18 protein-coding genes are annotated in these 23,966 nt (G+C 66.1%); 10 read left to right on the top strand and 8 right to left on the bottom strand.

Annotated features, from left to right (window positions below):
- The first annotated feature begins 341 nt into the window (after positions 1–341).
- Both ACTOQ3_RS24905 and ACTOQ3_RS24900 read left to right on the top strand, forming a co-directional pair.
- A complete protein-coding gene (locus tag ACTOQ3_RS24905) occupies positions 342–2,495 on the top strand; it encodes an ATP-binding SpoIIE family protein phosphatase (protein WP_440085753.1) in 2,154 nt (717 codons plus the stop codon).
- A gap of 254 nt (positions 2,496–2,749) precedes the next feature.
- A complete protein-coding gene (locus ACTOQ3_RS24900; RefSeq protein ID WP_440085752.1) occupies positions 2,750–3,394 on the top strand; it encodes a DDE-type integrase/transposase/recombinase in 645 nt (214 codons plus the stop codon).
- Between the two features lie 316 nt (positions 3,395–3,710).
- Here ACTOQ3_RS24900 and ACTOQ3_RS24895 read toward each other — a convergent pair whose 3' ends face one another.
- Entirely contained in the window at positions 3,711–4,235 is a 525-nt protein-coding gene (locus tag ACTOQ3_RS24895) for a hypothetical protein (protein WP_440085751.1), read from the bottom strand.
- A gap of 66 nt (positions 4,236–4,301) precedes the next feature.
- Here ACTOQ3_RS24895 and ACTOQ3_RS24890 point away from each other — a divergent pair, with 66 nt between their 5' ends.
- Both ACTOQ3_RS24890 and ACTOQ3_RS24885 read left to right on the top strand, forming a co-directional pair.
- Positions 4,302–5,360, top strand: a complete 1,059-nt coding sequence (locus ACTOQ3_RS24890) for a helix-turn-helix domain-containing protein (protein WP_440085750.1) — start codon at positions 4,302–4,304, stop codon at positions 5,358–5,360.
- Between the two features lie 223 nt (positions 5,361–5,583).
- Positions 5,584–7,461 (top strand): hypothetical protein, encoded by a 1,878-nt coding sequence (locus ACTOQ3_RS24885; RefSeq protein WP_440085749.1) that lies wholly within the window; start codon positions 5,584–5,586, stop codon positions 7,459–7,461.
- Here ACTOQ3_RS24885 and ACTOQ3_RS24880 read toward each other — a convergent pair.
- From ACTOQ3_RS24880 to ACTOQ3_RS24870, 3 genes are all read right to left on the bottom strand, one after another.
- Positions 7,374–7,622: a hypothetical protein gene (locus tag ACTOQ3_RS24880; protein WP_440085842.1), complete on the bottom strand. Its 249-nt coding sequence runs from the start codon at positions 7,620–7,622 to the stop codon at positions 7,374–7,376. The genes ACTOQ3_RS24885 and ACTOQ3_RS24880 overlap by 88 nt on opposite strands.
- A gap of 80 nt (positions 7,623–7,702) precedes the next feature.
- Positions 7,703–8,857 carry a hypothetical protein gene (locus tag ACTOQ3_RS24875; RefSeq protein ID WP_440085747.1) on the bottom strand — a complete coding sequence of 385 codons (1,155 nt, stop codon included), beginning with the start codon at positions 8,855–8,857 and terminating at the stop codon, positions 7,703–7,705.
- Positions 8,858–9,202: 345 nt separating this feature from the next.
- Entirely contained in the window at positions 9,203–9,715 is a 513-nt protein-coding gene (locus ACTOQ3_RS24870; RefSeq protein ID WP_440085746.1) for a hypothetical protein, read from the bottom strand.
- Between the two features lie 475 nt (positions 9,716–10,190).
- Here ACTOQ3_RS24870 and ACTOQ3_RS24865 point away from each other — a divergent pair, with 475 nt between their 5' ends.
- Entirely contained in the window at positions 10,191–11,141 is a 951-nt protein-coding gene (locus tag ACTOQ3_RS24865) for a M48 family metallopeptidase (protein WP_440085745.1), read from the top strand.
- A 188-nt stretch (positions 11,142–11,329) separates the two neighbouring features.
- Positions 11,330–11,503, top strand: coding sequence for a hypothetical protein (locus ACTOQ3_RS24860; RefSeq protein ID WP_440085744.1), 174 nt, complete (start codon positions 11,330–11,332; stop codon positions 11,501–11,503).
- Positions 11,504–11,825: 322 nt separating this feature from the next.
- On the opposite strand, the gene ACTOQ3_RS24855 is transcribed toward ACTOQ3_RS24860, so the two are convergent.
- Entirely contained in the window at positions 11,826–12,722 is an 897-nt protein-coding gene (locus ACTOQ3_RS24855; protein ID WP_440085743.1) for a hypothetical protein, read from the bottom strand.
- A gap of 643 nt (positions 12,723–13,365) precedes the next feature.
- Here ACTOQ3_RS24855 and ACTOQ3_RS24850 point away from each other — a divergent pair.
- The 3 genes from ACTOQ3_RS24850 (at position 13,366) to ACTOQ3_RS24840 (ending at position 17,841) form a co-directional block, all read left to right on the top strand.
- On the top strand, positions 13,366–16,557 hold the full coding sequence (locus tag ACTOQ3_RS24850) for an AfsR/SARP family transcriptional regulator (RefSeq protein WP_440085742.1): 3,192 nt from the start codon (positions 13,366–13,368) through the stop codon (positions 16,555–16,557).
- A 368-nt stretch (positions 16,558–16,925) separates the two neighbouring features.
- On the top strand, positions 16,926–17,294 hold the full coding sequence (locus ACTOQ3_RS24845) for a hypothetical protein (RefSeq protein WP_440085741.1): 369 nt from the start codon (positions 16,926–16,928) through the stop codon (positions 17,292–17,294).
- A 97-nt stretch (positions 17,295–17,391) separates the two neighbouring features.
- Positions 17,392–17,841, top strand: coding sequence for a hypothetical protein (locus ACTOQ3_RS24840; protein WP_440085740.1), 450 nt, complete (start codon positions 17,392–17,394; stop codon positions 17,839–17,841).
- Between the two features lie 407 nt (positions 17,842–18,248).
- On the opposite strand, the gene ACTOQ3_RS24835 is transcribed toward ACTOQ3_RS24840, so the two are convergent.
- Together ACTOQ3_RS24835 and ACTOQ3_RS24830 are read right to left on the bottom strand one after the other, a co-directional pair.
- Positions 18,249–18,767, bottom strand: coding sequence for a hypothetical protein (locus ACTOQ3_RS24835; protein WP_440085739.1), 519 nt, complete (start codon positions 18,765–18,767; stop codon positions 18,249–18,251).
- Positions 18,768–19,237: 470 nt separating this feature from the next.
- Complete coding sequence (locus ACTOQ3_RS24830; protein ID WP_440085841.1) at positions 19,238–19,645, bottom strand: hypothetical protein; 408 nt, start codon at positions 19,643–19,645, stop codon at positions 19,238–19,240.
- Between the two features lie 525 nt (positions 19,646–20,170).
- Here ACTOQ3_RS24830 and ACTOQ3_RS24825 point away from each other — a divergent pair.
- On the top strand, positions 20,171–23,062 hold the full coding sequence (locus ACTOQ3_RS24825; RefSeq protein ID WP_440085738.1) for a glycosyl hydrolase family 95 catalytic domain-containing protein: 2,892 nt from the start codon (positions 20,171–20,173) through the stop codon (positions 23,060–23,062).
- A 37-nt stretch (positions 23,063–23,099) separates the two neighbouring features.
- Here ACTOQ3_RS24825 and ACTOQ3_RS24820 read toward each other — a convergent pair whose 3' ends face one another.
- Positions 23,100–23,369 (bottom strand): hypothetical protein, encoded by a 270-nt coding sequence (locus ACTOQ3_RS24820; RefSeq protein WP_440085737.1) that lies wholly within the window; start codon positions 23,367–23,369, stop codon positions 23,100–23,102.
- Positions 23,370–23,966 lie beyond the last annotated feature (597 nt).

Genomic DNA, 23,966 nt, shown 5'->3' with positions numbered 1-23,966 from the left:
TAGCCGGCCGACCGGACGCGCGTTGGTGTCTTGCTCCCTGATCGCGTGCAGGGTGTCGGCTGCTCGCTCTACCTCGCCAATCTCCTGGAACCGTAGAGGCCATGATTGATCATCTTTACTTTTAGGATCTTGCTCGTGCGCCCGCGCCCTCGCGATGGGCATGCTCGGTCCTCTGGGTGGCGATGAGCGCGGCCAGCTTCACCGGGTCGTGTTGCCAAGGGGCGCACACGAAGCGGCGGAGTTTCGCGGACCCCAGAAGTGCCGCGTATGGCGGTGAAAGCTAGTGTGGATGTACATAAGTGGTGACTTTTCACATTGTCGCGCTTATGCCAGGAGGTGAGGTGGCGGCCCGGAATGTTAGGTCCGAGGGCCACGCCGAGCAGCCGCAGGCGGAGCAGCTCGGCGTTACGGGGACCTCGGACGAAGGGCAGTGGAGCGCGCAGACTCTGACGCTGGCTCTCCAGCAGGCGACGACGGGACTGGGCGGCCTGGGCGCCCTCGTGCACAGGTGCGATTCCGCTACCGGTTGCCTGCGTCTGGCGGCGGCCAGCGGGCTTCTCCCGGAGGCCGCCGAGGCGTGGGCGGATCTTCGTACCGTGCAGGACGTGGCGCCCACACGCGCCGTGCGGCGTGGTGGCTACGTCTGGGTGGGCGGGGACAGCTTGGGGATCGGGGCAACCGGCACGGCGGCATTGCCCCTCCCGGGTGCCGATGGGCCGGTCGGGGTGTTGTCCGTGCTCACGGCAGGGTCCGCCGAGCCGGATGACGAGCAGCGATCCTTTCTCGGTGCGGTAGCGGCATGGGCCGCTGCGCGCCTGGAAGGCTTGCCCGGCACGGAGCCAGGCGTTACTTCGGCGGCCGGGTCCGAGCGGACGGTCCGGATGGGCGAGCTGACCGTGGCGCTCGCCGAGGCCGTCACCACCCGGGACGTCGTGCAGGCCGTCGCGGACCATGTCCTGCCTCCGTTCCGTGCCGACGGGCTCGTGGTCTGGCTCATCGAAGGCGGCCGGCTGGATGTGGTCGGCGCCGCCGGGTACCCACAGGATTTCCTCAGTCTTGTCGACCGGCTCCCGCTCACCGAAACCCTCCCGGTGACCGATGTGTTAGGGACCGGTACTCCCCGGTTCATCGGATCGGAAACGGAGTATTGCCGGCGCTATCCAACGATGGAGAGTGTGGGGAAGGCGTCACCGAAGAACGCCTGGGCGTTCCTGCCCATGATCGCCTCTGGGCGGTCCATCGGCTCATGTGTGGTGTCGTTCACCCGGGAGCGTGTCTTCAGCGACGAGGAGCGCACCCTGCTGACGGCGTTGAGCGGTCTGGTCGGTCAGGCGCTGGAACGGGCCCGGCTGTACGACGTGGAACACGCCCGCGCACAGGAACTGCAGCGCGGTTTGCTTCCCCGGGAGCTTCCCCGGCTCCCCGTCGCCTGCGCCGCCGCGCGCTACCTGCCCGCGGGCCGGGGCGAGGAGGTGGGCGGCGACTGGTACGACCTGATCCCGCTGTCCGGCGACCGGGTCGCCATGGTGATCGGCGACGTCATGGGACACGGCATCACCGAAGCGGCCACCATGGGTCGCCTGCGCACCGCTGTACGCACCCTCGCCGATCTCGACCTGCCCCCCGACGAACTGCTCGGCCACCTCAACGATCTGGTCAGCGACCTCGGTGACGACTTTTACGCCACCTGCCTGTACGCCGTCTTCGATCCCACCACCCGGACCTGTACGTTCTGCCTGGCCGGCCATCCCCCACCGGTCATCGTCCACCCCGACGGCACCGTGTTGTGCCCCCACCTGGCCGCCGACCCGCCGCTGGGCGCCGCGGAACCGCCCTTCGAGATCCACGAATTGCACCTGCCTGAGGAGAGCCTGCTGGTGCTCTGCACCGACGGCCTGGTCGAATCCGCCACCCGCGACGTCGACAAGGGCCTGGCCCAGCTCCGCCGAATCGTGGCCCAGGCCGTGCCCCGCATTCCCCACCTCTGGTCAGGACGCCAGGGCGACGACGTCGGGCCCCTGGAGGATCTCTGCGACACGGTCGTCTCGGCGCTGCTGCCCGCCCGTGAACAGACCGACGATGACGCCGCCCTGTTCATCGTCCATACCCGCGGTACCGCCGCCGACGATGTCGCCACCTGCAACCTCCCCGACGATCCCAGAGCAGCCGGACAGGCCCGCAAATATGTCCGCGAACAACTGGCCATCTGGGGACTGGACGATCTGACGATCACCACCGAACTTCTGGTCAGCGAGCTCGTCGGCAACGTGATCCGGCACGCAAAGGGCCCCATATGTCTGCGCCTGCTGCGCAGCCGCTCCCTGATCTGCGAGATCTACGACGGCAGTCTCAGCACCCCGCGCATCCGCCACGCCTCCTACACCGACGAAGGCGGCCGGGGCCTGCAGCTGGTGGCCGCCCTCTCCCGGCGCTGGGGCGCCCGCTACCTCCAAGACGGCAAATGCATCTGGACCGAGCAATCCCTCCCCTGCTGACGACAACGCGATAAGGCCCCTCGGGTGAGATGGCCTCTCTTGGTGACTGGGGGCCGAGGCCGAACGAAGGCAAGCAAGATCAAGAGAACGTGTGAAGCGGCTTCTGGCCTGGCGGCCTATCACTTCTTGCCTTCGGCCTGGCGCTGCTCCTTCATCGCCCTGATGGCATCACTCATCGCGTGTGGCGTCGCGCGGGCTTGCTCGCGACCAACACCTGTGCGGGCGTGGAAGTCCTGTCGTCGAGGTGAACGACATTGCGGATCACGTTGAGGGTGTTGTTGATCGCGACGGCGTCGTCCGGCCCGATCGGCGAGACCCTGCTGGTCTGGGATCTCGATGAGGATGAGGGGTTCTCCGACGGCCTGATCCCGCTGGATTTCGAGGGGGAGCAGGTTGAGATCGTTCATCATAAGCTCGATGAGATTTCGATCACCTGGAACACCGTTGATCCGGCTCGGCCCTTGGATTGGGTCGGGCAAGGATTCCGGCTGGCGTGGCGAGAGGACGTGCCAGGCGAACTCGCTGCGTTGAGGGGTCAGCGGCTGCGGCTGGGCCACGGCGTGCCGGTCAGCCACGGCGCAATGAAACTCCTGATGCGCCGGGCCGGACCGGCCGGGGTCACCGGCCGGCCCAGGTGGCGCCGGTCCACACCCGACCAGATCGCCACCGACCTGGTCGACCGCCAGTTCTCCCAAAGCGCGCCGAATCAGCTATGGGTCACCGATATCACCGGGCACCCCACCCGCGAAGGCAAGGTGTACCGCGCCGTGGTGCTGGATGCCTCCTCGCGCCGCGTGGTCGGCTGGTCCATCGACCCATCTCCCACCGCCGCGTTGGTGACCATGATCGAGGCGTTCTGGTCCCGAATGCAGGTCGAACTCCTCGACCGTCAGCATTGAAACACCCGGATCGAGCTCGCCAACGCCATCTTCGAGTACCTGGAGATCTGACACCACCGCAGACGGCGTCACAGCAGCCTCGCCATGCTGACCCCGACAGAGTTCGAAAACACGACCATCGTGGCATGACAATCCAGAAACGCGACTCCACCGGACCCGGGGCAGACCACCGACTCCACGAAAGCCGGGGTACATCACCCTGGAACGCCATTGCCAATCCTCCTCGCAATTAGGGATCGGGCGTGCGGCGTGGCTTAGGGCTGGCTGAAGGCTTTTGCTTGCTTGATGGACGGGCCCACCCTCTGTGCCAAGATGATCACTGCGTCATCCACTCCGGCGGTTCAGTCGAGGTCGCCTTGCGCCATGTCTCCGCTACCTCCGAAGGGTTCTGCCGATAGAGGTTGCGGAGGAGCATTATTGCCACGCGGACGAGATCGGGGAAATCCCGCTCTAAAGCGATCCGGAAGCCTTTCATAATTAATGCAAGGCCCTCTTCAAGTTGTTCTGATTCACTTGGCAACTGGCCATTGACAACGCAGCCGGCGGCCAAGTCCACCGAGTGGACCTCAGGGTTGGCACGAGCAAGCGTGCGCCTGACGTCCTTCGAACGCCGCCTGCCGGTGACCAGGCTCGCGCTCGACGTGCGGCGGGAGTCTGTCTCCCCTTGCGACAAGCGGCGTAACCAGTTGCCGCAGTGCCCATCACCGTGGCCGCGACCGTCGACGGCCCACGCCGGTGCCGAGATGAACCGTCGATTCGACATGCTCGAATGCCCGGTGAGGAATCCGTCGATCAGCCAGGAAAGTCCACGAATCGAAACCCTTGACAAGGTGTCTCGCATTTATCAAGGCTGTGATCAGATACCAAATCGAAGAGGATTCGAGTTATTCGAATGGTGACGACAGGAATGCCGACGACGAGGAAGTCGTCGAGTACGACCAAGGCGTTCGAGCTGCTGGAGACGGTGGCGTCCGCCGGCACAGCGGGTGCGAGCCTGTACGATCTGGCAGCCGCGCCCCATGTCGCGGTCAGCACGGCCCACCGCTACGCCGCATCCCTGCTTGAGCTCGGCGTCCTGGAGAAGGACGGCGGCGACCGGTACCGGCTCGTCGACATCACGATGACCAAGAAGGACACGATCGACCACCCCGACCGGCCCAGCCGATTCGCGTACGGGGCCACGCAGATCGAAGCCGAGGTCCCTTACACGGTGTTCAAGGACAGCCCGTCTGTGGACATGTCCGTGGCGCTGCACAACCCGACGGACACGGCGAAAAGCTACGAGTACTGGACCTGCACCACGCTTGCACCGGGCGAGGAGTCGACCTGGGGTTCGCCGACGATGGACATCGTCACGAACGTCGACACCTTCCGGTACGACTCGGCCTACCGCTGGATGGCCGACGTCGAGCAGCCGGCTCACCCGCAGACGCCGACCGACCGGTATCTCGTGCTCGACAAGATCAAGAAGATGAGCGAGTGGCGTAGCGACGGCACCGCCTACGGTCAGGATCTGGCCATCACCCCGCAGAACAACTTCTGGGGCGTGGTGAACCAGGAGAACCGTGAAGGCGTCGTCCGCGTCGGGGACAACACCATCACGCCCGGCATGAAGTTCTGGGAGTGGGGACAGAACGGCTCCTTCGACACGAACATATTCCGGCGCGGGTCGTCCGAACGGCCATACATCGAGCTCTGGGCGGGTACGTCCGACAGGTTCTTCTCCCCGGCGGTCCACCAGCCGCACCAGACGGGCTCGTGGACGGAGTCCTTGGCGCCGGCGCTTGGGCTCGCCGACGTCACCAACGCCACCGCCGACGGCGCCGCGCACGTCGGGTTCGCCCACGACGACGAAGGTGTGCCGGTCACGGCCAACGTGTTCACAACCCTCATCGGCCAGGACGTGACGGCCGCCCTGGTCGACGACTCGACCGGAAGCACGCTGACGAGTGCGACTCACGGGTGACGCGTACGTCTCGCACGAACTCTCGGCACCTGTCGAGTCCGGTGCGACCGCGACGCTCGTGCTCACCGATGGTGGCGGGAAGGAGTTACTGCGCGCGAGCGTGACCGACGAGTGAACCGAACCAGCGCACATCGGCACCCGTGACGGGGGCCGCGCCTCACGCGCGGCCCCGAGGCCCAGAGCGGCACGAACGGACGCCTTGCTCAACGGAGAAGGAAGCGCAATGAGAGCAACAACTCGCAATCGCAGACGTCGCTCGGCCGTGGCGGCCCTGAGCGTGGTCACCCTGGGGGCATCTCTGGTCCTCGCCGCGACGTCGGCCGCCGCGGACGGGCCCAGCGCCTCGATCATCTTGGGCGAGGTCAACGAGGAGAACGGTCTCCGCCAGATCGAGCAGGGTGACGGCACGACCGCACCCGTGACGGTTGGCGGGCTGAGCGCACGCGCGACCGTGCAGACCTCGGCACCGGCGGAACACATGTATTTCCAGGTCGACGACGCGATCGCCTTCGATGGCGCGTTCGTCGCGTGCCTGCAGGTCGAGTACTTCGACGAGGGCGGGGCCACATTCCGCGTCCAGTACGACTCGACCAGCAGCGCGTACGGCTCGACGGGTTCGGTGAACCGCACCGGGTCGAACACGTGGAAGACGGCGGGCTTCGAGCTGATGGACGCCCGGTTCGCCAACCGCGAGAACGGCGGCGCCGACTTCCGCGTCGAGGCGGGCACGGCCGGGGTGACCTTGCACAGCGTGAAGTTGACGATCATCCAGAACGACGACGGCGTGACCCCGCCGTGCGCGGCCGCCTCGCCCGAGCCGGAACCCGTCCCCCCGCGCTGGAAGCTCAAGTATGTCGAGCAGTTCGGGAAGCCGATCCGCACTGAGGCCAGCCCGTGGGTGCTCGACGACTACAGCGAGCCGGTCGACGACTTCAACGACGACAACGGCGACCTCTACCGCCTTCAGCTCGGTCCCGAGTTCGACGCGGCGATGGCGACCATGCGGACCTACCGGCAGGAGACCGAGTTCGGCCGGGACGGCTGGCTCACGGCGTCCCTCTCCGCGCGCGAGAGCGGCGGGCGGGTCGACGACAGCTACACCGACACTGCCGAACGTCCGTCGATCGTGACGGAGTCGCTGAAGAACGCGGGCTCCGTCGCCAAGATCACCGTGCCCAACCACACAGGTGGCGCGATCATCCGCAACACCGAGCCGCTGCCGAAGTACTACCGCATCGAGTACGACCTCAAGACGCTCGACTTCGGCGGCTTGCGTGACGGCTCGCTGTTCTACGACGGCAAGTACAACGGGTACGCCCTCGGGGAGTGCAAGACGTTCTACCCCTGGGTCGGCGACCCGAACGACATCGAACCGGCCGACCCCTGCGCCACACGCTCCGTGCGGGAGGACAGCAACGAGGCGTACAACGCGTTCCACTTCATGTCGATCCTGGACTTCCCGGCGATGCCCCGGAACCTGGCGATGTACCACTGGCACCGCAAGGTGCTCATGGACCAGTTCAGCCCGGCCCCGTCCCGGAACACGGACGGCTACGACGTCTGCAACTCGCGGACCGGTGAGAAGTACCCCTGGGACGAGAGCAACCGCACCACGGTGAACATGCTCTACTTCACGGGTTCGCTCGGTCAGTCGCAGACGTTCGTGACGAGCTGCGACCGTCGGCCGGTTTCCGGCGTGCAGAAGTCGGCCGTGGAACTGCAGCCCGAGCTGATGCCCAAGCAGGACTACACGTTCGCCATCGAGCGCACCGAGGCGGGTTACACGCTCGAGGTCAGCGGCAACTTCAAGAACGTCGGCAAACAGACCTACCGGTTCACCCGGGGCTTCATCGACGACGACGCCGGCGTGGTCGGGGCGAACGTCCCGATCTTCCACTACAACGTGGACGCCGAGGAGTACGACGGCCAGTTCAACACGTCGCACACCGCGCGGGGCGAATTTGGCTCCAAGACGTGGGACAACCAGTGGCCGGCCGGCTCGGCCTACCCCGACTACTTCGTCATCGGTGAGCCGTACACGAACGTCGGTGAGGGCCAGGCCCGCATCGACAACATCCGGCTGTACGTGCCGAAGAAGTAGGCACGGGAAGGTCGCGGTCGAACTGACGCAGCCGCGCCCCTGCCGGAAACCCGCTCGGGCACCGCACCGACCAGCGCGATCGTGTCCAGCACGTGGTCATACAGGGAGAAGGTGTTGGACGGCACCGCGTCCAGCCCCGCCCCCGACAGCTCCCGCCACACCTCTTTCGAAAGGACGGCGTCGCCATACTCGCCAGGAGCCACTGTGCGGGCTCCTGGCCCATTCCTCCCCCCACCGGAAACTAAGCCGGGCAGTTGGAAGCACCCACGCGGGCCAGGTCAGCGACCACCAGCCGGTCCTGAGTCGTTCGCCAGAAGACGAGTGGCCCGTCCTGCGTCCACGCACCGATCTTGATCTCACTCCATGGCCCCTCGGCCCTGGTCAACGCGTAGGACCCGAGCAACGCGGTCTGGCGCGTGCAGCGATCGTGAACCTGGGTCACATGTCCGAGGCCCCCGGCTCCCCAGGTCCGCGGAATGAAGTCATCTTCGTCGACGGCCGACACGCCGGTGATCGTCGGGACACCGAGAAGGGCGAGTCGATCACGAATCAACGGTCTCATCAGGAGTGCGTCCCCCGGCAACGTGGTGCGATCGGAACCGTCCACACGCAGCACCGTCGCCCGCGTGACCTTCCACAACTCCTGCCAGTCCTCGCCCACACACCATGCGGGCCCGCAGGCCAGGCGGTGTTGGAGATCATCGATTTCGGTCACCTCGGTCTCCTGGCCTGTGTCGAGATTGACCACGGTCCGCTCGTACTCGTCATACGCCCATGGCCAGGAGCTCACTCGAAGACGCCTCCCCGGAAGCACCTGCTCAGGTTCGCCGCCGCTCAGCGGCACCCGCCAGACGTCGCCGTCATAGCTCCACCAGACAGCGTGCCCACCCGTGATCTGGAAGCCGTGCACATAGGCGTCCTCGGCCTGAACGTTTGACGGCAACCGCACCGCCATACGCATGGGTCCACCTGTTCGCGACATGGTCCACAGCTCGTAGTGACGTTGCCCGCCGGGAGAAGCGCCTGGCGCGTACCCCTTGACGAAGAACGCCACGTGGGACGTTCCGAGAGCCATTTTCTGGACCTCGAAACACCCACCGCACGCTGCCCATTTGGGAGCCCGCGCTATGACGCGCTGCTTCTTGGTCCGTGTGTTGAAACTGATGAATTCCGTACGGTGCTCATGCGTCCTCAAGAGCAGATGGTCACTGTCAAGTGCGCCAACCGGCCATAGCCACGTGCCGTCCTTTCGTTCGGCGGGTACCACGCTGACTGCTTCAGGCCAGACCTCACCGATCGGAGCAAGGTGCGGCAAGGCCGGGAGCTGCGCCGGCCGCTCCGGCACCTCCTCATCGCGGGAGGTCCACGCCACCCCCAACGCGATCGCCAGCAACACGGCCGCACCCACACGCGTCACCGCGACCCGATTCCAAAGACCACTCATCTACCCGCAACCCCCGGCTCCGGCTCCCGACGCCGCAGAATGGCGATGCATGAGGTGAGCAGTAAACCACACACAATCCCCAGAGCCCATTCATGGCAGAAGAACAGCCGCCGAATGGGAAAACCTCTGCTTCTCCGGCGCACCGACATGGCTCCTTTCGTCGGGGCGCGATCCTGTGAAGCGGGGTCGCCGTACTGAACCTGAAAAGCAGGCATTCACGTCCTGCATGTTCCGGTGCTGGACGATCGCGGGATGTAATCGTCCATGGGTGTGGGTCACCGCGGATTGTGGCGGGAATCAGGCAGGCGTGGGATCGGGCAGGCGTGGGATCGGGCGGCATCCAGGCGCGGCCGGAATGATCGAGGTCAAACGCTGAAGGCGGCGCGTGGCCTCGGACTGCCGAAACCGCCGCCCGGCCTGGCCGCGTGGCGTCAGGCCGGTCGTGCGGTGTTGCCCGCGGTGGCCCGGCCGGTGGTGACACTGTGCTCGGCGCACACCCGGCACATGCCGGACTTCCTGACGCCGCAGCCCGCTGCCGGCTCGATGTCGTTCGAGGATGAACTCCACGCGGCGCTCGACGACCCATCCGTGCCGGTGCAGCAGGACATGGCCGCGTTCGCCAGCGTACTGGAGAGCGTTCCGGTGGTCGTCGACACGCTGCACCATCCCGACCGCGGTCGGCGAATGTTGAGACACGCTTTCACGGCGTTCCACCGAGCGGTGCTGGCCGCCGGTTGGCCACGGCTGCACGCCCAACTGGCGGCGGACTTGACCTATCGCGCACGGCTCGCGGCGCAGTCCCGGAATCACACCGGGTTCCCTCTTACGACTCCCGACACCAACACAACGCCGGGAGAACCAACCGCGCCACGAGCATATGCCAGACACGCCCCCCTCCAGCAGACCGGCCGGGCGGCAAAGGGACCTGCCCAGTCCACGGACGCGGACGACGCTCCCTCACGACTTCGCAGGGACGCATTCCAGTGATCCGGAAGTCGCGTTCACCCTTCCGCACCGGATTCGGAAAGGCGATCCAGGCCTGGCCGCATGACCGGCCACCTTCGGCGTCTTGCCGCCATTCTCGGGTTCTGACATTTTGTTCGTCGTGTCCACCGACCTACCGGACGAAACACCGAGCGCGTTCCGGGAACCTCCGCGGCCCCTCCCGCCCTTTCCGTCAGTTCCCGTCCAGTCGCGCCGAGCGGCCGGTCGCGTGTCCCGGACCGGCGGCTACATCCTTGCCTCGGTCGTCCACCTTCTGGCACCGGTCTTCCTGGTCACCGGCGTGTACCTGGTCACCCGCCTGACGATGGTCGGCATCCTGTTCGGCCTCGTGGCCCTGGACCTCGCCTGGCTGCTGCGTCCCCGCCCCGCCCCCTTCCCCGCCACGGCCATACCCCTCACCCGCTCGGATGCTCCCCACCTGTACGCCCTCGTCGACCGCATCGGCGAGGAGTTGCGGGCTCCCCGAGCGGACCTGATCGCCATCAGCGGTGCGGTCAACGCCTCGTTCCGTACCTACGGCTGGCGACGCAGCCGTCTGGTGGAGATCGGTTACCCGCTCTGGCTGATCCTCACCCCGCAGGAACGTGTCGCCCTCCTGGCCCACGAAATGGCCCATTCCAGGAACGGCGACGCCAGACACGGTCTCGTCGTCGGCAGTGCCCTGTACTCGCTCCACGAATTTCGCATCGTCACCGGCTTCGGGTGGCAACCCGGTGACGGCGTGTCCGCTCTCATCACCCAGTGCCTCCTCGCGATCCTGGGCGTTCCCGTCCGCGTCTTGATCTTCCTAATGGAACTCCTGCTGAACCGCTTTTCTCAACACGCCGAATACCGTGCCGACGAGATGCAGGCCCAGGTCGCCGGCTCCGCGGCCGCTGCCTCGCTTCTGGACGTCTTGATCACCCGGACGCAGCCGGTCGGCGGCTTCCTCGCATCCAGCGCGGTGGCCGTCGGAACCGGGAACCTGTGGACGGCTCTCCGGTCCCATGTGAACGCCGTTGCCGAAACCGAGCTCGAACGACACCGCGAGTTCGCCCGCGTCGAGAAGACAGGGGCCGACACGACCCATCCGCCGACGTACCTGCGCATGCAACGCGTGCTGGCACTGCCGTACCTGGCACCCATGGTGTCAGCCGCAAGCTCGGAGCAGATCGAGGCGGAACTCGACAAGGCCGCTGGGCGCGTGGCGCGGCGTCTGAGGGAGGATGCCCAGTCCGCCCGCTATCGGTAGGCCTGACGGATGGGAATCCACCGACCGTCGTCACGCGACCCCGAAGGTGGTGTCCGGCTTCACCTCCACAGCGCGCCCCCTCGTCGACGGCGAGACAGAGGCGGCGTCGGAAATTCCCGGCGGGGATCGCAACACCATTCACGTTCTGCTTCGCGCTCGGCGGACCGCGCCGCACTCGTGCCGACTAGATGATCCTCGGCCTGCTCGCCCCTGCCGAAGAGAGCACGCTCACCTTCTCCGAGTGGCGCTGCGCCGGCAGCGGCCACCGACACGGCGAACCCTTCCGGGCCGAGGTGGCTGGGCAACGCGTCGTGACTGCCCGCGAGATCGCCAAAGAACGTACTCATCGTGAAATGGAGTGATCTTATAAGGATGCGTTCCAGCCGTCCGAAAGCGTCTTCACTCTTCTGTGCCGGATCCGGGGAGTGATCTAGGCTTAGCCGCATGACTGACCACCTTCAGGTTTCCACCACAGTGGACAGCCGGGATGCGACGATGAATCTTCTCAGATCTGCCGTCCGTGCGGTTCCCGGAGAAACGTAGATCACTTTCCGTCAGGCCAGGAACGCAGCGAATTTACAAGCAGGGCGATCCCTCCGGCATCCATGGCGGCCGACGGACTTTTCTTGGAAAGCTGCCCTCACCTCCTGATACACCTCGCGTCGAAGGCAGCCCGTGAACGGCTCAGCCCACCTCCGGCGCAACGTCAATAATGCGCACCGAATGAACCTTTGGATTCTTTGTCAACGACTTGATCACTCCCGGATAGTTCATAATGGTGAACCCGTACACACGACCTTTGCCGGCATAGTCGCGAAGCTCCGCCAGGTCGAGCCCAAGCTCATCCAGTACAGGTTCGTCCTCCGGCCGAAGCAGAGACACCCAGCGTTGAAATTCACGAACCCTCGACACGCTTTTTTGCCCTGCATATGTGTCGAACCCACCGATCACACCCGGGTAGGGAAACGACCAGCCAATAGGTTTGCCTCCTTTCCCTGGCGAGAGAATGACAACCTCACCAATTCCAATGTCGTGCACTTTTCTGGCCTCTTCCTCGCTCAGCGGCTCCCGTAACTCAACCAGGGCATGAACGATATGCTTCAGTGGGCGCAAACCCTTGACAAGGTCGATCGTCTGACGATTTTCGGTGCCCGGGTCCCCACCGCCGAAGAAATTGAGAAGTTCCGTCAAGTACCACGATCCGGGGTGCGGTGTGCGGATTTCTCCCGATGGTTCCTGTCGAAACTCGATATCCATTCCAGGAAAATCGGAAGGCCAACCGCTCACAACTCGAGGACCCACCTTCACCATCAGGGAACCACTGAACGACGGCGGCTTGTTATCAGGTGGCGAGTCGCGCCTGCACTCATCAGCAGGCGTCAATTTGTATTCCATACGGTAGTCAGGGTTCGCAACAGAAAAACCCATCAATACGACACGACTGAAGTGCACACAGTCCATTGCCTCGATATCGGACCCCGGCGACTTCTCTCCTGCTGTGCAGGACGCCACAAGCAGCATCGCGCAGGCGGCGATTCCAGCAATTACCAGTCTTTTCAAGGCCATCCCCACCCCAATCATCGACCAATCATCTTGATCGACCCTTCAGTACGTGGTCCACACCTCCATATCTTCTACGGGCTAATGTCACGATTTCGTGACCTATCCCAGTCGTGAGATCACCATCCACCCACAGTTCTCTGCAGGGTGGTCATTTTCTCGTCGAGCAGACTCCGCCATGCTGGACCGGATGTCCGACGACACGGCGAACCCTTCCGGGCCGAGGTGGCTCGGCATCGCATCACCACCGCTCACAGGATTACGAAAGAACGGGCGGCGCCATGAGACCCGTGGTCATGTGGCAGGACCGCGAGGCAGTGGTCGGTGGAAGCACTGGTGTCCGGCACGGCGGTCGGATCAAGGAAAGTGGTCAGGATCGGCCGGGTTGTGAGGCCGGGCTCTGCGGTCAGGACGATCACCAGCGTGGTATCTCCGACGGGAGCCGGCCGTATCGAGAGCCGCATCCCCCCGGTGCACCTCCCGCTCTGCTCGGGCCGCCTAACGTGGCGGACCTGGTGGAACGGGGCCGCGATACGGTTCGGCGGCCAGCCGGCCATGTCCTGGAGTTCGACCCGGGCGGGAAGAGTTCGCAATCGTTTCGTCACCCAGTGGATCACCGAACCAGGCCGTCCAGGTTTACAGTGCGTCCAGTCAAGGGGGTGCGATGAAATTCGGGATATTAGGTCCGCTGACGGTGTGGCGAGAGGGTGAGCAGCTCGATCTCGGCACACCCAAGGCGCGGGTGCTGCTGGCGGTTCTGCTGTGCCAAGCGGGTAATCCCGTTTCGGAGGATCAACTGGCTGTGGCGCTGTGGGGGAACACCCCTCCGAAGAGCGCCATCAAGAACATGCAGACCTACGTCCACCGGCTCCGGCGGCACCTGGGGGACCCGGCTCGCGTCGTGCGGCACGGCTCCGGCTATCTGGTGCTGGTGGTCCGGGACGAGCTGGATGCGGCGAGGTTCGAGAACCTCGCCGGCTCAGGGCAGGAGGTGGAGGCCGCCGGTGAGCCGGAGGAGGCGACCCACCACCTGCACGAGGCGCTGAGTCTCTGGCGCGGGCCCGCGTTCGTCGGCATGACCGATGTCCCGGTGCTGGCCGCGGAGGCCGCGCGGCTGGACGAGGTCCGCCTGTCGGTCCTGCAGTCGCGGATCACCCTGGACCTGAGGCTGGGACGCCACGCCGGGCTGCTGGGCGAGCTGACCGCGCTCACCAACGAGTACCCACTGCGGGAGCGGCTGCGCGCGCAGCTGATGCTGGCGCTGTACCGCTGTGGCCGGCGGGCGGACGCGCTCGCCGAATACACGCGTGCCCGCAAGACCCTGATCGAGGAGACCGGTCTGGACCCGGCCGAAGAGCTGCACGACATGCATCGGAGAATCCTCACCCAGGACCCCTCACTCGACCTCGTTCCTCGCCTCATGACGACGATCACGGGCTCCCCTGCGGGGCCGGGCCCGTACAGGCCGGCCTACCGTGACACTGCCGCGGGCCTGTCGGACGAACCGGGCATCGAGCCGGGCGGGGACACGCGTACCCTGTCCGCCGACCGTCCCGTCCGTGCCACGGCCCCGATGCCCGAACCTCAAGCGGCCCCCACTCCGGCCCCCGCCGAGTTGCCGCCGGACATCGCGGATTTCACGGGCAGGGACGGCGAGGTGACAGACCTCACCGAGGTCCTCACCAAGCCGCGGCCGGGCACCGTCGCCATGGCCAGCATCGCGGGCCTGGGGGGCCTGGGCAAGACCACGCTCGCCGTGCACGTCGCGCACCGGATCGCGGGCCGCTTTCCCGACGGCCAGCTCTACGCGGACCTGCGCGGCGCCTCCGCCGACCCTGCCCGCCCGGAGGACGTGCTCAGCCGGTTCCTGTTCGCACTGGGCATCAGCGCCACCGGCATACCCGAATCGCTGGAGGAACGCGTGGCGTTCTACCGGAGCTGCCTGGCCGGACGCAGAATTCTCGTCCTGCTCGACAACGTCGCCGGAGAGGAGCAGGTGCGGCCGCTCCTGCCCGGGGCCCCCGGCACGGCCGTGCTCCTCACCGGACGTGTCCGGCTGGTCGGTCTCGAGGGCACGAGCCTGCTGGAACTCGACGTCCTGCCGTCGGCCCAGGCCATGGACCTGCTGAGAAGGATCATCGGCGACGAACGCGTCCAGGACGACCCGGACGCGGCTCTGGAGATCATCCGGCTGTGCGGCCGGGTCCCGCTGGCCGTCCGCATCTCGGCGGCCAGGCTCCTCGGCAGAAGGCAGTGGAGTCTCTCCCACCTCGCCGGCGTCCTCGGGGAGGAACGGCACCGGCTGGACGAACTCGTGGCGGGCGACCTCGACATCCGCGCGGGATTCGAGATGAGCTACCGGACGCTTCCCCCGGGTGCGCAGCGGGCCTTCCGGCTGGCCGGACTGCTCGACGCGCCCGATTTCGCCCCCTGGGCGGTGGCGGCCCTCCTGGACGTGCCGGTACGGCAGGCGGAACACGAGATCGAAACCCTGATCGACGCTCATCTGCTGAACCTCACCGGGACGGACGAGACGGGCGGGCTCAGGTATCGGTTCCACGACCTGATCCGGTTGTACGCGCGTGAGCGGGCGCAACGCGAGGACCCCGAACCCGAGCGCCGGGCCGCGCTCGAGCGGGCCCTGGGAGCGTGGCTGGCGCTGGCGGAGGTCGCGGCGGAGCGCGTCCCGGGCCCCTGCCACGCACTCATGCACAGCCGTGCGCCGCGCTGGCGGCTGCCTGCGGCGGTTGCCGGCCCGCTGCTGGCCGATCCGATGGCCTGGTTCGGCGCGGAGCACGCCGCGCTGATGGCGGGGGTCGCCCAAGCCTGCGAGGCTCGCCTGACCCAACTCGCATGGGATCTCGCGGGGTCCACCGAGACGTACCTCAACGTGCGTGGCTTGTATGACGGCTGGCAGCGCATGCACGAGCAGGCGCTCGCGCTCTGCCGGGAGGCCGGCGACAAGCGCGGCGAGGCCGTGCTGATGCGCGGCCTCCTGGAGGTCACCACCTGGAGCTCACCGGCGGGCCCCGGACCGGCGATGACACGGATGCGGACCGGTGCTTCGCAGCTCCTCGACCTGTTCACCATGCTGGACGATCCGGTCGGAACGGCCGACGCCCTGGCGACCCTGGCCTGGAGCATGACGGCCGACGGGAACGGTGGTGCACAAGCGCTCGCCCTGGCGGAGCGCGCTCTGCGGACGGCCGCCGACGCGAACTACCTCGGCGGCCAGGCGCGGGCCTATCACGTGATGGCGATCATCCACGGCGAGGACGACCCTCAAGGGGCGCTCAAGGTCCTGGAGCAGGCGACGAAGGTCGCCGAGGCGCTCGGCAACGCTCACTACACCACGACGATCACCCAGTTCCTCGGTGCGGCGAAATCGTTCTGCGGTGACATCACGGGCGGCCGGGAACTGCTGGAGAGCTCCTTGGGAATGGCACGGCGGTTGAACTACCGCTATCTGGAGACGTTCTCGCTGCTCTACCTCTCGAAGCTGTTCGCCGCGGTCGGGGACGAGCGGGCCAGGGCGACCGCCGAACTGACGCTGGCCCACAGCGAGGACGGCAACTTCGGCCATTATCTCGCCGACGCGCTCAGCGTGCTCGGGCAGTTGAACCTGGCCGAAGGAGACCTGCCCGCCGCCGTCGCCACCCTCGAACGCTCGGTCCGGGTGTGGCGAACCCGCGGCTCGATCCCCTACCTGGCGCGGACGCTCCGCGCCCTCGGCGACGCCCACGCCGCCGCCGGCGACCACCGCACGGCCAGAGCCGTCTGGGAGGAGGCCCGTGAACTGTTCCGCGGGATCTCGCACGAGAACGGCGTGAGAACGCTGGACTCCCGGCTCGGGTGAAGGGCGGCCAGGCTCTCGGCGACACTCGCCGTGGGCGACCGCCATCAGACGGCCGGCGGTCGCAGAGAGCCGGGTGCCGCCTGCCGAGGATCAGTATCCGACGATGTCCGCGCCCTCTTCGGGGCCGTCACACTCCATCGCGGGCAGGGCGGGGACCCGGGGTTTCGAACCGGCGGTGACGTCGAGCTCAAGTGACCAGGCGTATTCCGCGCGTATTCCACAGTGCTACCGACGGGTGCAACGATCACTCCAACGAACTCCGGCCCGTCAGAGTGATTCGAGCATGACGAATCCTCGTTAGAGGCCATATTTCGCCCTTTAATACCAGGCGCCCCGGAGGGCTGATCTCCGTCCGAGAAGGAGGAACGATGAACCCGCTCAAAACGGTCACCGTCGGCGTCGCTGTCGCGGTGGCGAGCGTCATCCTCGCACAGCCGGCCTTGGCGGCGAGCTTTCAACGGGATGTCGGAGACGGAATCGTCCGCTACGCCGACCCCACCAACGAGTTGTGCGTCCGGGCGGATGACACCACAGGAACGGCCTGGGTGGAGGTGACCCTGACCCGCCCGGGTGTGATCGGAAGACCCATCGTCATCAGAGACGACAACATCCGGCACCCGGGCGCCACCTGTGCGGTACTCACCGCCTTCGAGGACGTCACCTACCGGGCCGATTACGAGAGCTACTGGAGCGGGCGGGGCACCGTCCTGCGCGGGACGTTCCAATTCGGGATCTGACGCTCGGACAGGGCCCTCCACGCCGTCAATTGCAGTTCTCATCTCGATTCACCAGGAGGCGACATCTCGCCCGTCCTCCGATCGCGAAGGGTTTTCCATGAACAAATGCATGAGGGTCGCCCTCGTGGCAACGATCGCCGCGGGATCCCTGCTCGTCGGAGCACTGCCGGCACAGGCCGCCAACCGTGACAACTGCCGCGGGCAGGTCTCCGGCATCTCCACGAGCGGCTCTGCCGTCGTCGCCTCGTACGTCGTCGTATGCGACCGGGTCCAGAACCGCATCATCGTCTCGGCGGACGTCAACCGCCACAACAACCCGATGAGAACCGCGCGCAAGACGAAGGTCTGTAACAACGCCACCAGGTGTAGCGTCCATCCACGGATCTCCAATCCCTCCGGCAGGCAGTTGTTCTCCGGAGCGGTCTTCGCCGCGATCGCCGCGCGAGGTAGCTACATAGCAGGATGTGGGTATGTGGAAGGGGTGCTGGACGGGGGCCTGGCCCTGGACGCGATCATGACCTGCAGAGCCTCGGACGAGTTTCACTGACCGGCCCACTCATTGACGTCGCGCTGAGGGGCCGCGACGTGTTGTGCCGTCCAAGGCCGGTAAGTCGGGGTGGCGGATCCTGCGTCGCCGGCCGGTCGCCGCACGACCGCTGGTCGTGGTGTTCTTCTACATGCCGCCGAAGATGGCGCTCCCCCGCACGTGCGACCCCACCTCGGCGTGGTCGTGTTCGGCCTGGGCGGCCTGGTGTGGGCGCCGTTCACGCCTTTGCCCACGGCTTCCTGCAGTCGTGTGTCGAGCCGGAGGAGCAGCAGGTCGTCACGCTCTGGACGACCGGCTCGACGCCGGCCGGGAGCACCGGAGAGCCGGTGCTCTCCGGTGCTCCCGATCATGCCGCTCCCGATCGCGACTCTCGCCGTACTCGGAAAAGGTCAGGCTGAGGAGTGAGCTCAGCGCTTCGCGATGTTGTACTGGATGGTGTACTGCCGCGCTCCGCAGCAGCCGGGGTGACTCGGGTTGGGAGTCCGGATCCAGAGCTGCCCGAGGTTGCTGCCGCTGCGTGCTCTGACCGTCCGCATGACCGAATATGCCTTGGAACCGCCATCGCAGATCTTGCCGTATCTACCCCGCTGGGCCTCCCAGTCGTTCGCGTTGGCGAAGTAAAGGTCCGGAAAGATGCATCCGCCCCTGGGGAAGCCGTTCTCGCGGATCACGATGGACCGCAGCTGCGCGGACTTGGAGGACTTGTAGGCCCAGGTGGTGGTCACCTTGATCGGGTACTGCCGGCCACGGTGGTCCTTGATCGCGACATGGGTGATCACGGACTGGATCGGCTTGACTCGCTTGACGTAGCTGATTCTTTGGTCGGGCGCGGCGTGCGCAGCGGGCGCCGCGAACAGCCCGGCTCCGAGGGTGGCGGTGAGAGCCACTCCGATCGTGGGAAGCCGGAGTCGCGTGAGGGGTCGCACTGGTTCTCCTTCATCATGCAAGGCATTCATGGACAGACGATCATCTGACCGGTCGGAAGATACTTTTGAGGAGCGCGGTCAAGCCGAAGAGTGAGCGTCGAGCCGGGTGAAGGTGGAGCCGGCCGGCTGCGCGGGTGCCGAGCATGTGGCCCCCACACATCCGCGTCTCGGTGCTGCCCCTATAACGACGCCAGTCGAAACACCGAGAACGGACACAACGCCTACATCCCCTTCCGCTTGCCGGTCATTAAAATTACTTTCCTTCCAGGCGTTTCTCGAGTTTTGCGCCGACCAAAACCCTATACGACCTCGATATATTCAGAGAATACGGCCGGCATACGGGCGCTGGATTCCGCCGGGTCCTGCGCACCAGGTAATGACGGCGCGGACATGGCCGGGATCGCGCCTGGATCAACGAGTGGTGGGCCACTTCAGGAACCACACTCGGACGAGGGTAACGCCAGCCAAGATTAAAGTGTTTTATACGAGTGGTTCCGAGTTGAGGACGACCGCCACTCAGGATGAAAAACACTCCCGGTACGACGGGCCGAGCCGGCACGCAGGACTCTGTCAGAGATGTGCTTTCCGCGTGGCCTGCCGTGGCCGGTGATGCTCTTTTCTTGTCTGAGACTGTTCACATGGTGGCGTTGGCGCGCGGCCAGCGACCGCCCGACGCGCGGCGGGCCGCAGAGCGGACCACCTTTGACCATGTGATGAGAATCCTCGCGATCGACCCCTGACGACTCCCGCCACACCCCCTGCCGCAACCCTGCGGCCGTCTCCTGCAAGCCGACGGCATCGACCCGCCCGACCCAGTAATCCTCCGTCGCCCGCTTCAACTCGTGACGACTCCCGACGCGGGGACGATCGCCTGGCATCTCGCCCTTGAGAGTGGAAAAGAACGATTCGGCCAGTGCGTCGTCCCAGCACTGTCCGGCGCGGTGAGCTTCCCTCCGCAGGACGGACACCTCGGGCACATATCATGGGATGACTCCCGATGGCCATGGCGCGCCCGCGGATGAATGAAGACGAAGGAAGTAACCGACGTAGGCACACACCTCGTGGTCACCGTCCTGGCTCCCGGCCTTCCTGCTGATGAAAGTTACACCGAAATCCTGAGAGAGTCGTCGGCCATCCTGGAAACCGGGATCAGAGGTTACGCGGCGTTCACAATTGTTCTTGACGTAAGACATAGGACGTCATACGTTGCACGAGCGCTATTCATGGGATGTCTCTCAGACAAACCACATGATGTGCTTGCCTTCGGAAGCACTTTTTGACCGAGTGCTCTACCGCAGGGTGTCCCGTCGAATGGCGGCTGTATCGCGGCGGTGGACCAGCCGTGGCGGCACAGGCGGCACCCGGCCGCAACGATCACTCCAATCTCGTCACCGGGAGTTTCGATGAACATGCCGATGAATCGTCGACGCTTCATCGCCACCACGGTGGCGACCGCAGGCGCTGCCACGCTGCCTTCGGCGATCTTCGCTGACCGGGCGGCCGCCGCCGTGCCACCGCAGCTGACGCTGCCGCAACGCGGCATCTACGACACGGCAGCCGCGGCGAATTGGGCCGATGCCTTCCTGACCGGCAACGGTGAGTACGGGGCCATGCTCTACGGCGCGCCCACCCTGGAAAAGGTGATCTTCACGCATCATCGGTTCGTTTTGCCCAACGGCACCCGTAACGTAACTCCGCCGGTGCTGTCGGGCCGGTTGGCGGGGGTCAGGGACAAGGCGCTCGCCGGTGACTTCAACGGTGCCACCGGCGACTTCACCTCCGGCTGGTCGCTGCGCTGGACTCAGACCTTCCATCCAGGCTATGAGCTGCAGATCAACACCCCGGGGATGACGACGGCCAGCGATTACGCCCGGATCACCGATTTCAGGACCGGTGAGGTCACCTCGACGTGGACCGACGGTTACGGCGCGTGGACCCGGCGGGCTTTCGCCTCCCGAGCCGACCGGGTGATCGTCCACGAACTCACTCCCGCGCCGGGCCGGACGATCGACACCACGCTCAGCGTCAACACGGCCCTGAGCGGTGTGCCGGGGTCCGTCGGTTTCACCACTTTGGCCACGGTCGGCAACGGTGACGGCTACCTGAACCTGCGGGGCAGATACCCCGCCGGGCAGGGGGCGTTCGGCTATGAGGGCGTCACCCGGGTAGTCGCGACCGGCGGTTCGATACGGGTGAGCGGGTCGGCCATTGTTGTGGCCGCGGCGACCAAACTCGTGCTGCTGACCAAACTCGATCGCTATGAGTCGTCCACGGCGTGGGACGCGAAACCGTTGCACACGGCGCTGGCCGTGCTGAGCGCCGACTACGCGACGTCGCTCACGCGGCATACCGCCCTGCACACCGAGCTGTACGACCGTTCACGCCTCGACCTGAACGTCAGCGCCGCCGATCGGCAATTGTCGACCAGTGAGCTGATCGCGCGGCAAAACTCCAACCGCAATGTCATCGACCTCGCGTTACTGGAGCGGATGTACGACTCCGGCCGTTACCTGTTCCTCAGTTCCAGCGGCGTCCTGCCGCCGCGGCTGACCGGCCTGTGGACGGGCGCCTGGGACGCGGCGTGGGCCGGCGACTTCACCACGGACGCCAACGTCAACTTCCAGGTCGCCGGCGGCAACATCCTGTCCCTCACCGAAGCCATGGACGGCTACTTCAACCTGATCCTCGGCCAGATCAACGACTGGCGCACCAACGCCAGAAACCTCTACGGCACTCGCGGCCTGCTCGCTCCCTCCCGGACCGACGGCGAGTACGGCAAGATGCTGCATTTCGACGGCGGGTTTCCCGGCCACACCTGGATCGGCGGCGCCGACTGGCTGCTCTATCCGCTGCTCGAGTACTACCAGGTCACCGGTGACGCCACCTTCTACCGCACCAAGCTCGCTCCGGTCCTGATCGAGCTCGCGTTGTTCTACGAGGACTTTCTCACCCGCACCGACGCCAACGGCAAGGTCATCTTCGTGCCGTGCTTCTCCATGGAGAACAGCCCCGGCAACACGGGCAGGCAGCTGTCGATCAATGCGACCGGCGAGATCGCCGCAGGCAAGCATGCGCTGCAGGCCGCCGTCGACGCCGCGAACTTCCTCGGCACCGAGCAGGGCTCAGGCCAAGGCGTGCAACGCTGGACCGCCTTGCTGACCAAAATGCCCGATTATCGAATCAACGGCGACGGGGCGCTCGCGGAATGGTCGTGGCCCAGCCTGACCGACCGGTACAACCACCGTCACGCACAGCACATGTACCCACTCTGGCCGCTGCACGAGATCAACCCCGAGGACAAGCCCGACCTGATCCGCTACGCGAGCCGCGCACTGGATCTGCGAGGAGACGAGGCAGGAGAGGCCCACGGCGCCATCCACCGCAGCCTCGCCCGAGCCCGGCTCAAGGACGGCGCCGGCGTGTACGGCAACCTGCGGAAGATCCTGGGCAACAACATGATCTTCCGGTCGCTGATGACCTCGCACAACCCGAACCTGGCGATCTACAACGCCGATGCCGCCAATTCGCTGCCCGCGATCCTCGCCGAGGCATTGATCTACACGAGGCCCGGCATCCTGGAGTTGCTGCCCGCGCTGCCCGACCAGTTCGCCAAGGGCACGATCAACGGCGTGCGCGGCCGCAACCGCATCCGGATCGAGTCGCTCACCTGGGACATCAGCGCCCGGACCGTCACCGCCAGCGTCATCTCCGACATCGCCCAGACCGTAACGCTCATTTGCCGGCGCGGGATCGTTTCCGTCACCACCAGCGCGGGCGTCGCCACCTCGCCGTTGGGCAGCCACGCCCGCCAGGTGTCACTCACCGCAGGTACGACGACCCAGATCACCGTCGGCCTGGGGGCCGGCGGCCCGTCCACCGGCGTCGTCCGCCTGGTCAACCGCAACAGCGGCAAGGTGCTGGACGTCTCCGGCGGCTCCACCGCCGACGGCGCCGCCATAGTCCAGTGGCCCTGGAGCGGCGGGACCAACCAGCGCTGGCAGATGTCGCAGAACTCCGACGGCTCGTTCCGGCTGTCCGGTGTCGGCAGCGGCAAGGTCCTCAGCAGCCCGAACGCCAACCAGGGCACCGCCCTCGTTCAGACGACCGACAACAACGGCGCGAACCAGCGGTGGAAACTCGTCCCCGCGGCCACAAGCGGCTACTACCGACTGATCAACATCGGCAACGGATTGTGCGCGGACGTCGAAGCGGGCTCCACAGCCGACGGCGCCCGAGTCATCCAATGGGCCACCAACAGCGGCGCCAACCAGGAATGGCAGGTCGTCGCCGTATGACGCCGGGGATCCAGCCGCGTTCCGTCGCACTACCCCGCTAGAGACTTCGAAGGCTGAAGTTACAGGGGTTTAGTGGCGAGGCCTGTCTGGCGATGAAGCCGCTGATCAGCCGAGGTCGGTACTGTATCTTCTTCAGCCGGATCTTGATCAACCGGGTGAGTTCGTTCAGGGTCTCCTCGGCCAGGTTGGCCAAGGAGTGTTTCAGGTGGGCCCGGACGGCCTCGACCGGGTTGAGTTCGGGGGCGTAGGAGGGCAGCTGGATGACCGTCAGCTGAGCTTCCCCCAACGCCGCCACATCCCCGCTCATCGGCACACCTCTCCTCTTTGGCAGGCGACGTCCCCCAGTGATGCGACCGTCACATCCCGTCGATGAACAATCGGACCCCCAGGCTCCGCAGGCACCGCCGATTCACCGGTTGCGCCCCTTTAGCGAACAGCTCACCACGCGCATCACCCGGGACTAATCAGCAAAGCTTCACCATTGCCTGCCAGTGGCAATGCTCGACGAAGGAGGGCCGCGGCACTTTGTCGTTGAGCTAGTGGTGGTTGGTGTCGAACCACTTGGTCATCTCCAGCGGCGCCGCCCCCGCCAGCGCGATCGCGTCCAGCACGTGGTCGTACAGGGAGAAGGTGTTGGACGGCACCGCGCCCAGCCCCGCCCCCTGACGGCTTCCGCCACACCCCTTGCCGCAGACCGGCGGCTGTCTCCCCAGACCGGCGGCATCGACCCGCCCGGCCCGGTGATCCTCCGTCGCCCGCTTCGACCCGCGACGGCCCCGATACGGGGATGGCCCAAAACGGTCGTGGTGACCTGACTCAAGCCCAGCCCTTCCCTCGGCTCATGCCATGCCGACCCACGACCACGCGGAGGAACACCCGGGAAGGACACATCCCAGGCCCTCCC

The sequence above is a fragment of the Streptosporangium sp. LJ11 genome (assembly GCF_051918945.1).
Taxonomy (GTDB): Bacteria; Actinomycetota; Actinomycetes; order Streptosporangiales; family Streptosporangiaceae; genus Streptosporangium.
The sequence above is the reverse complement of the archived record's forward strand: the minus strand, read 5'-3'. Positions and strand labels throughout refer to the sequence as shown.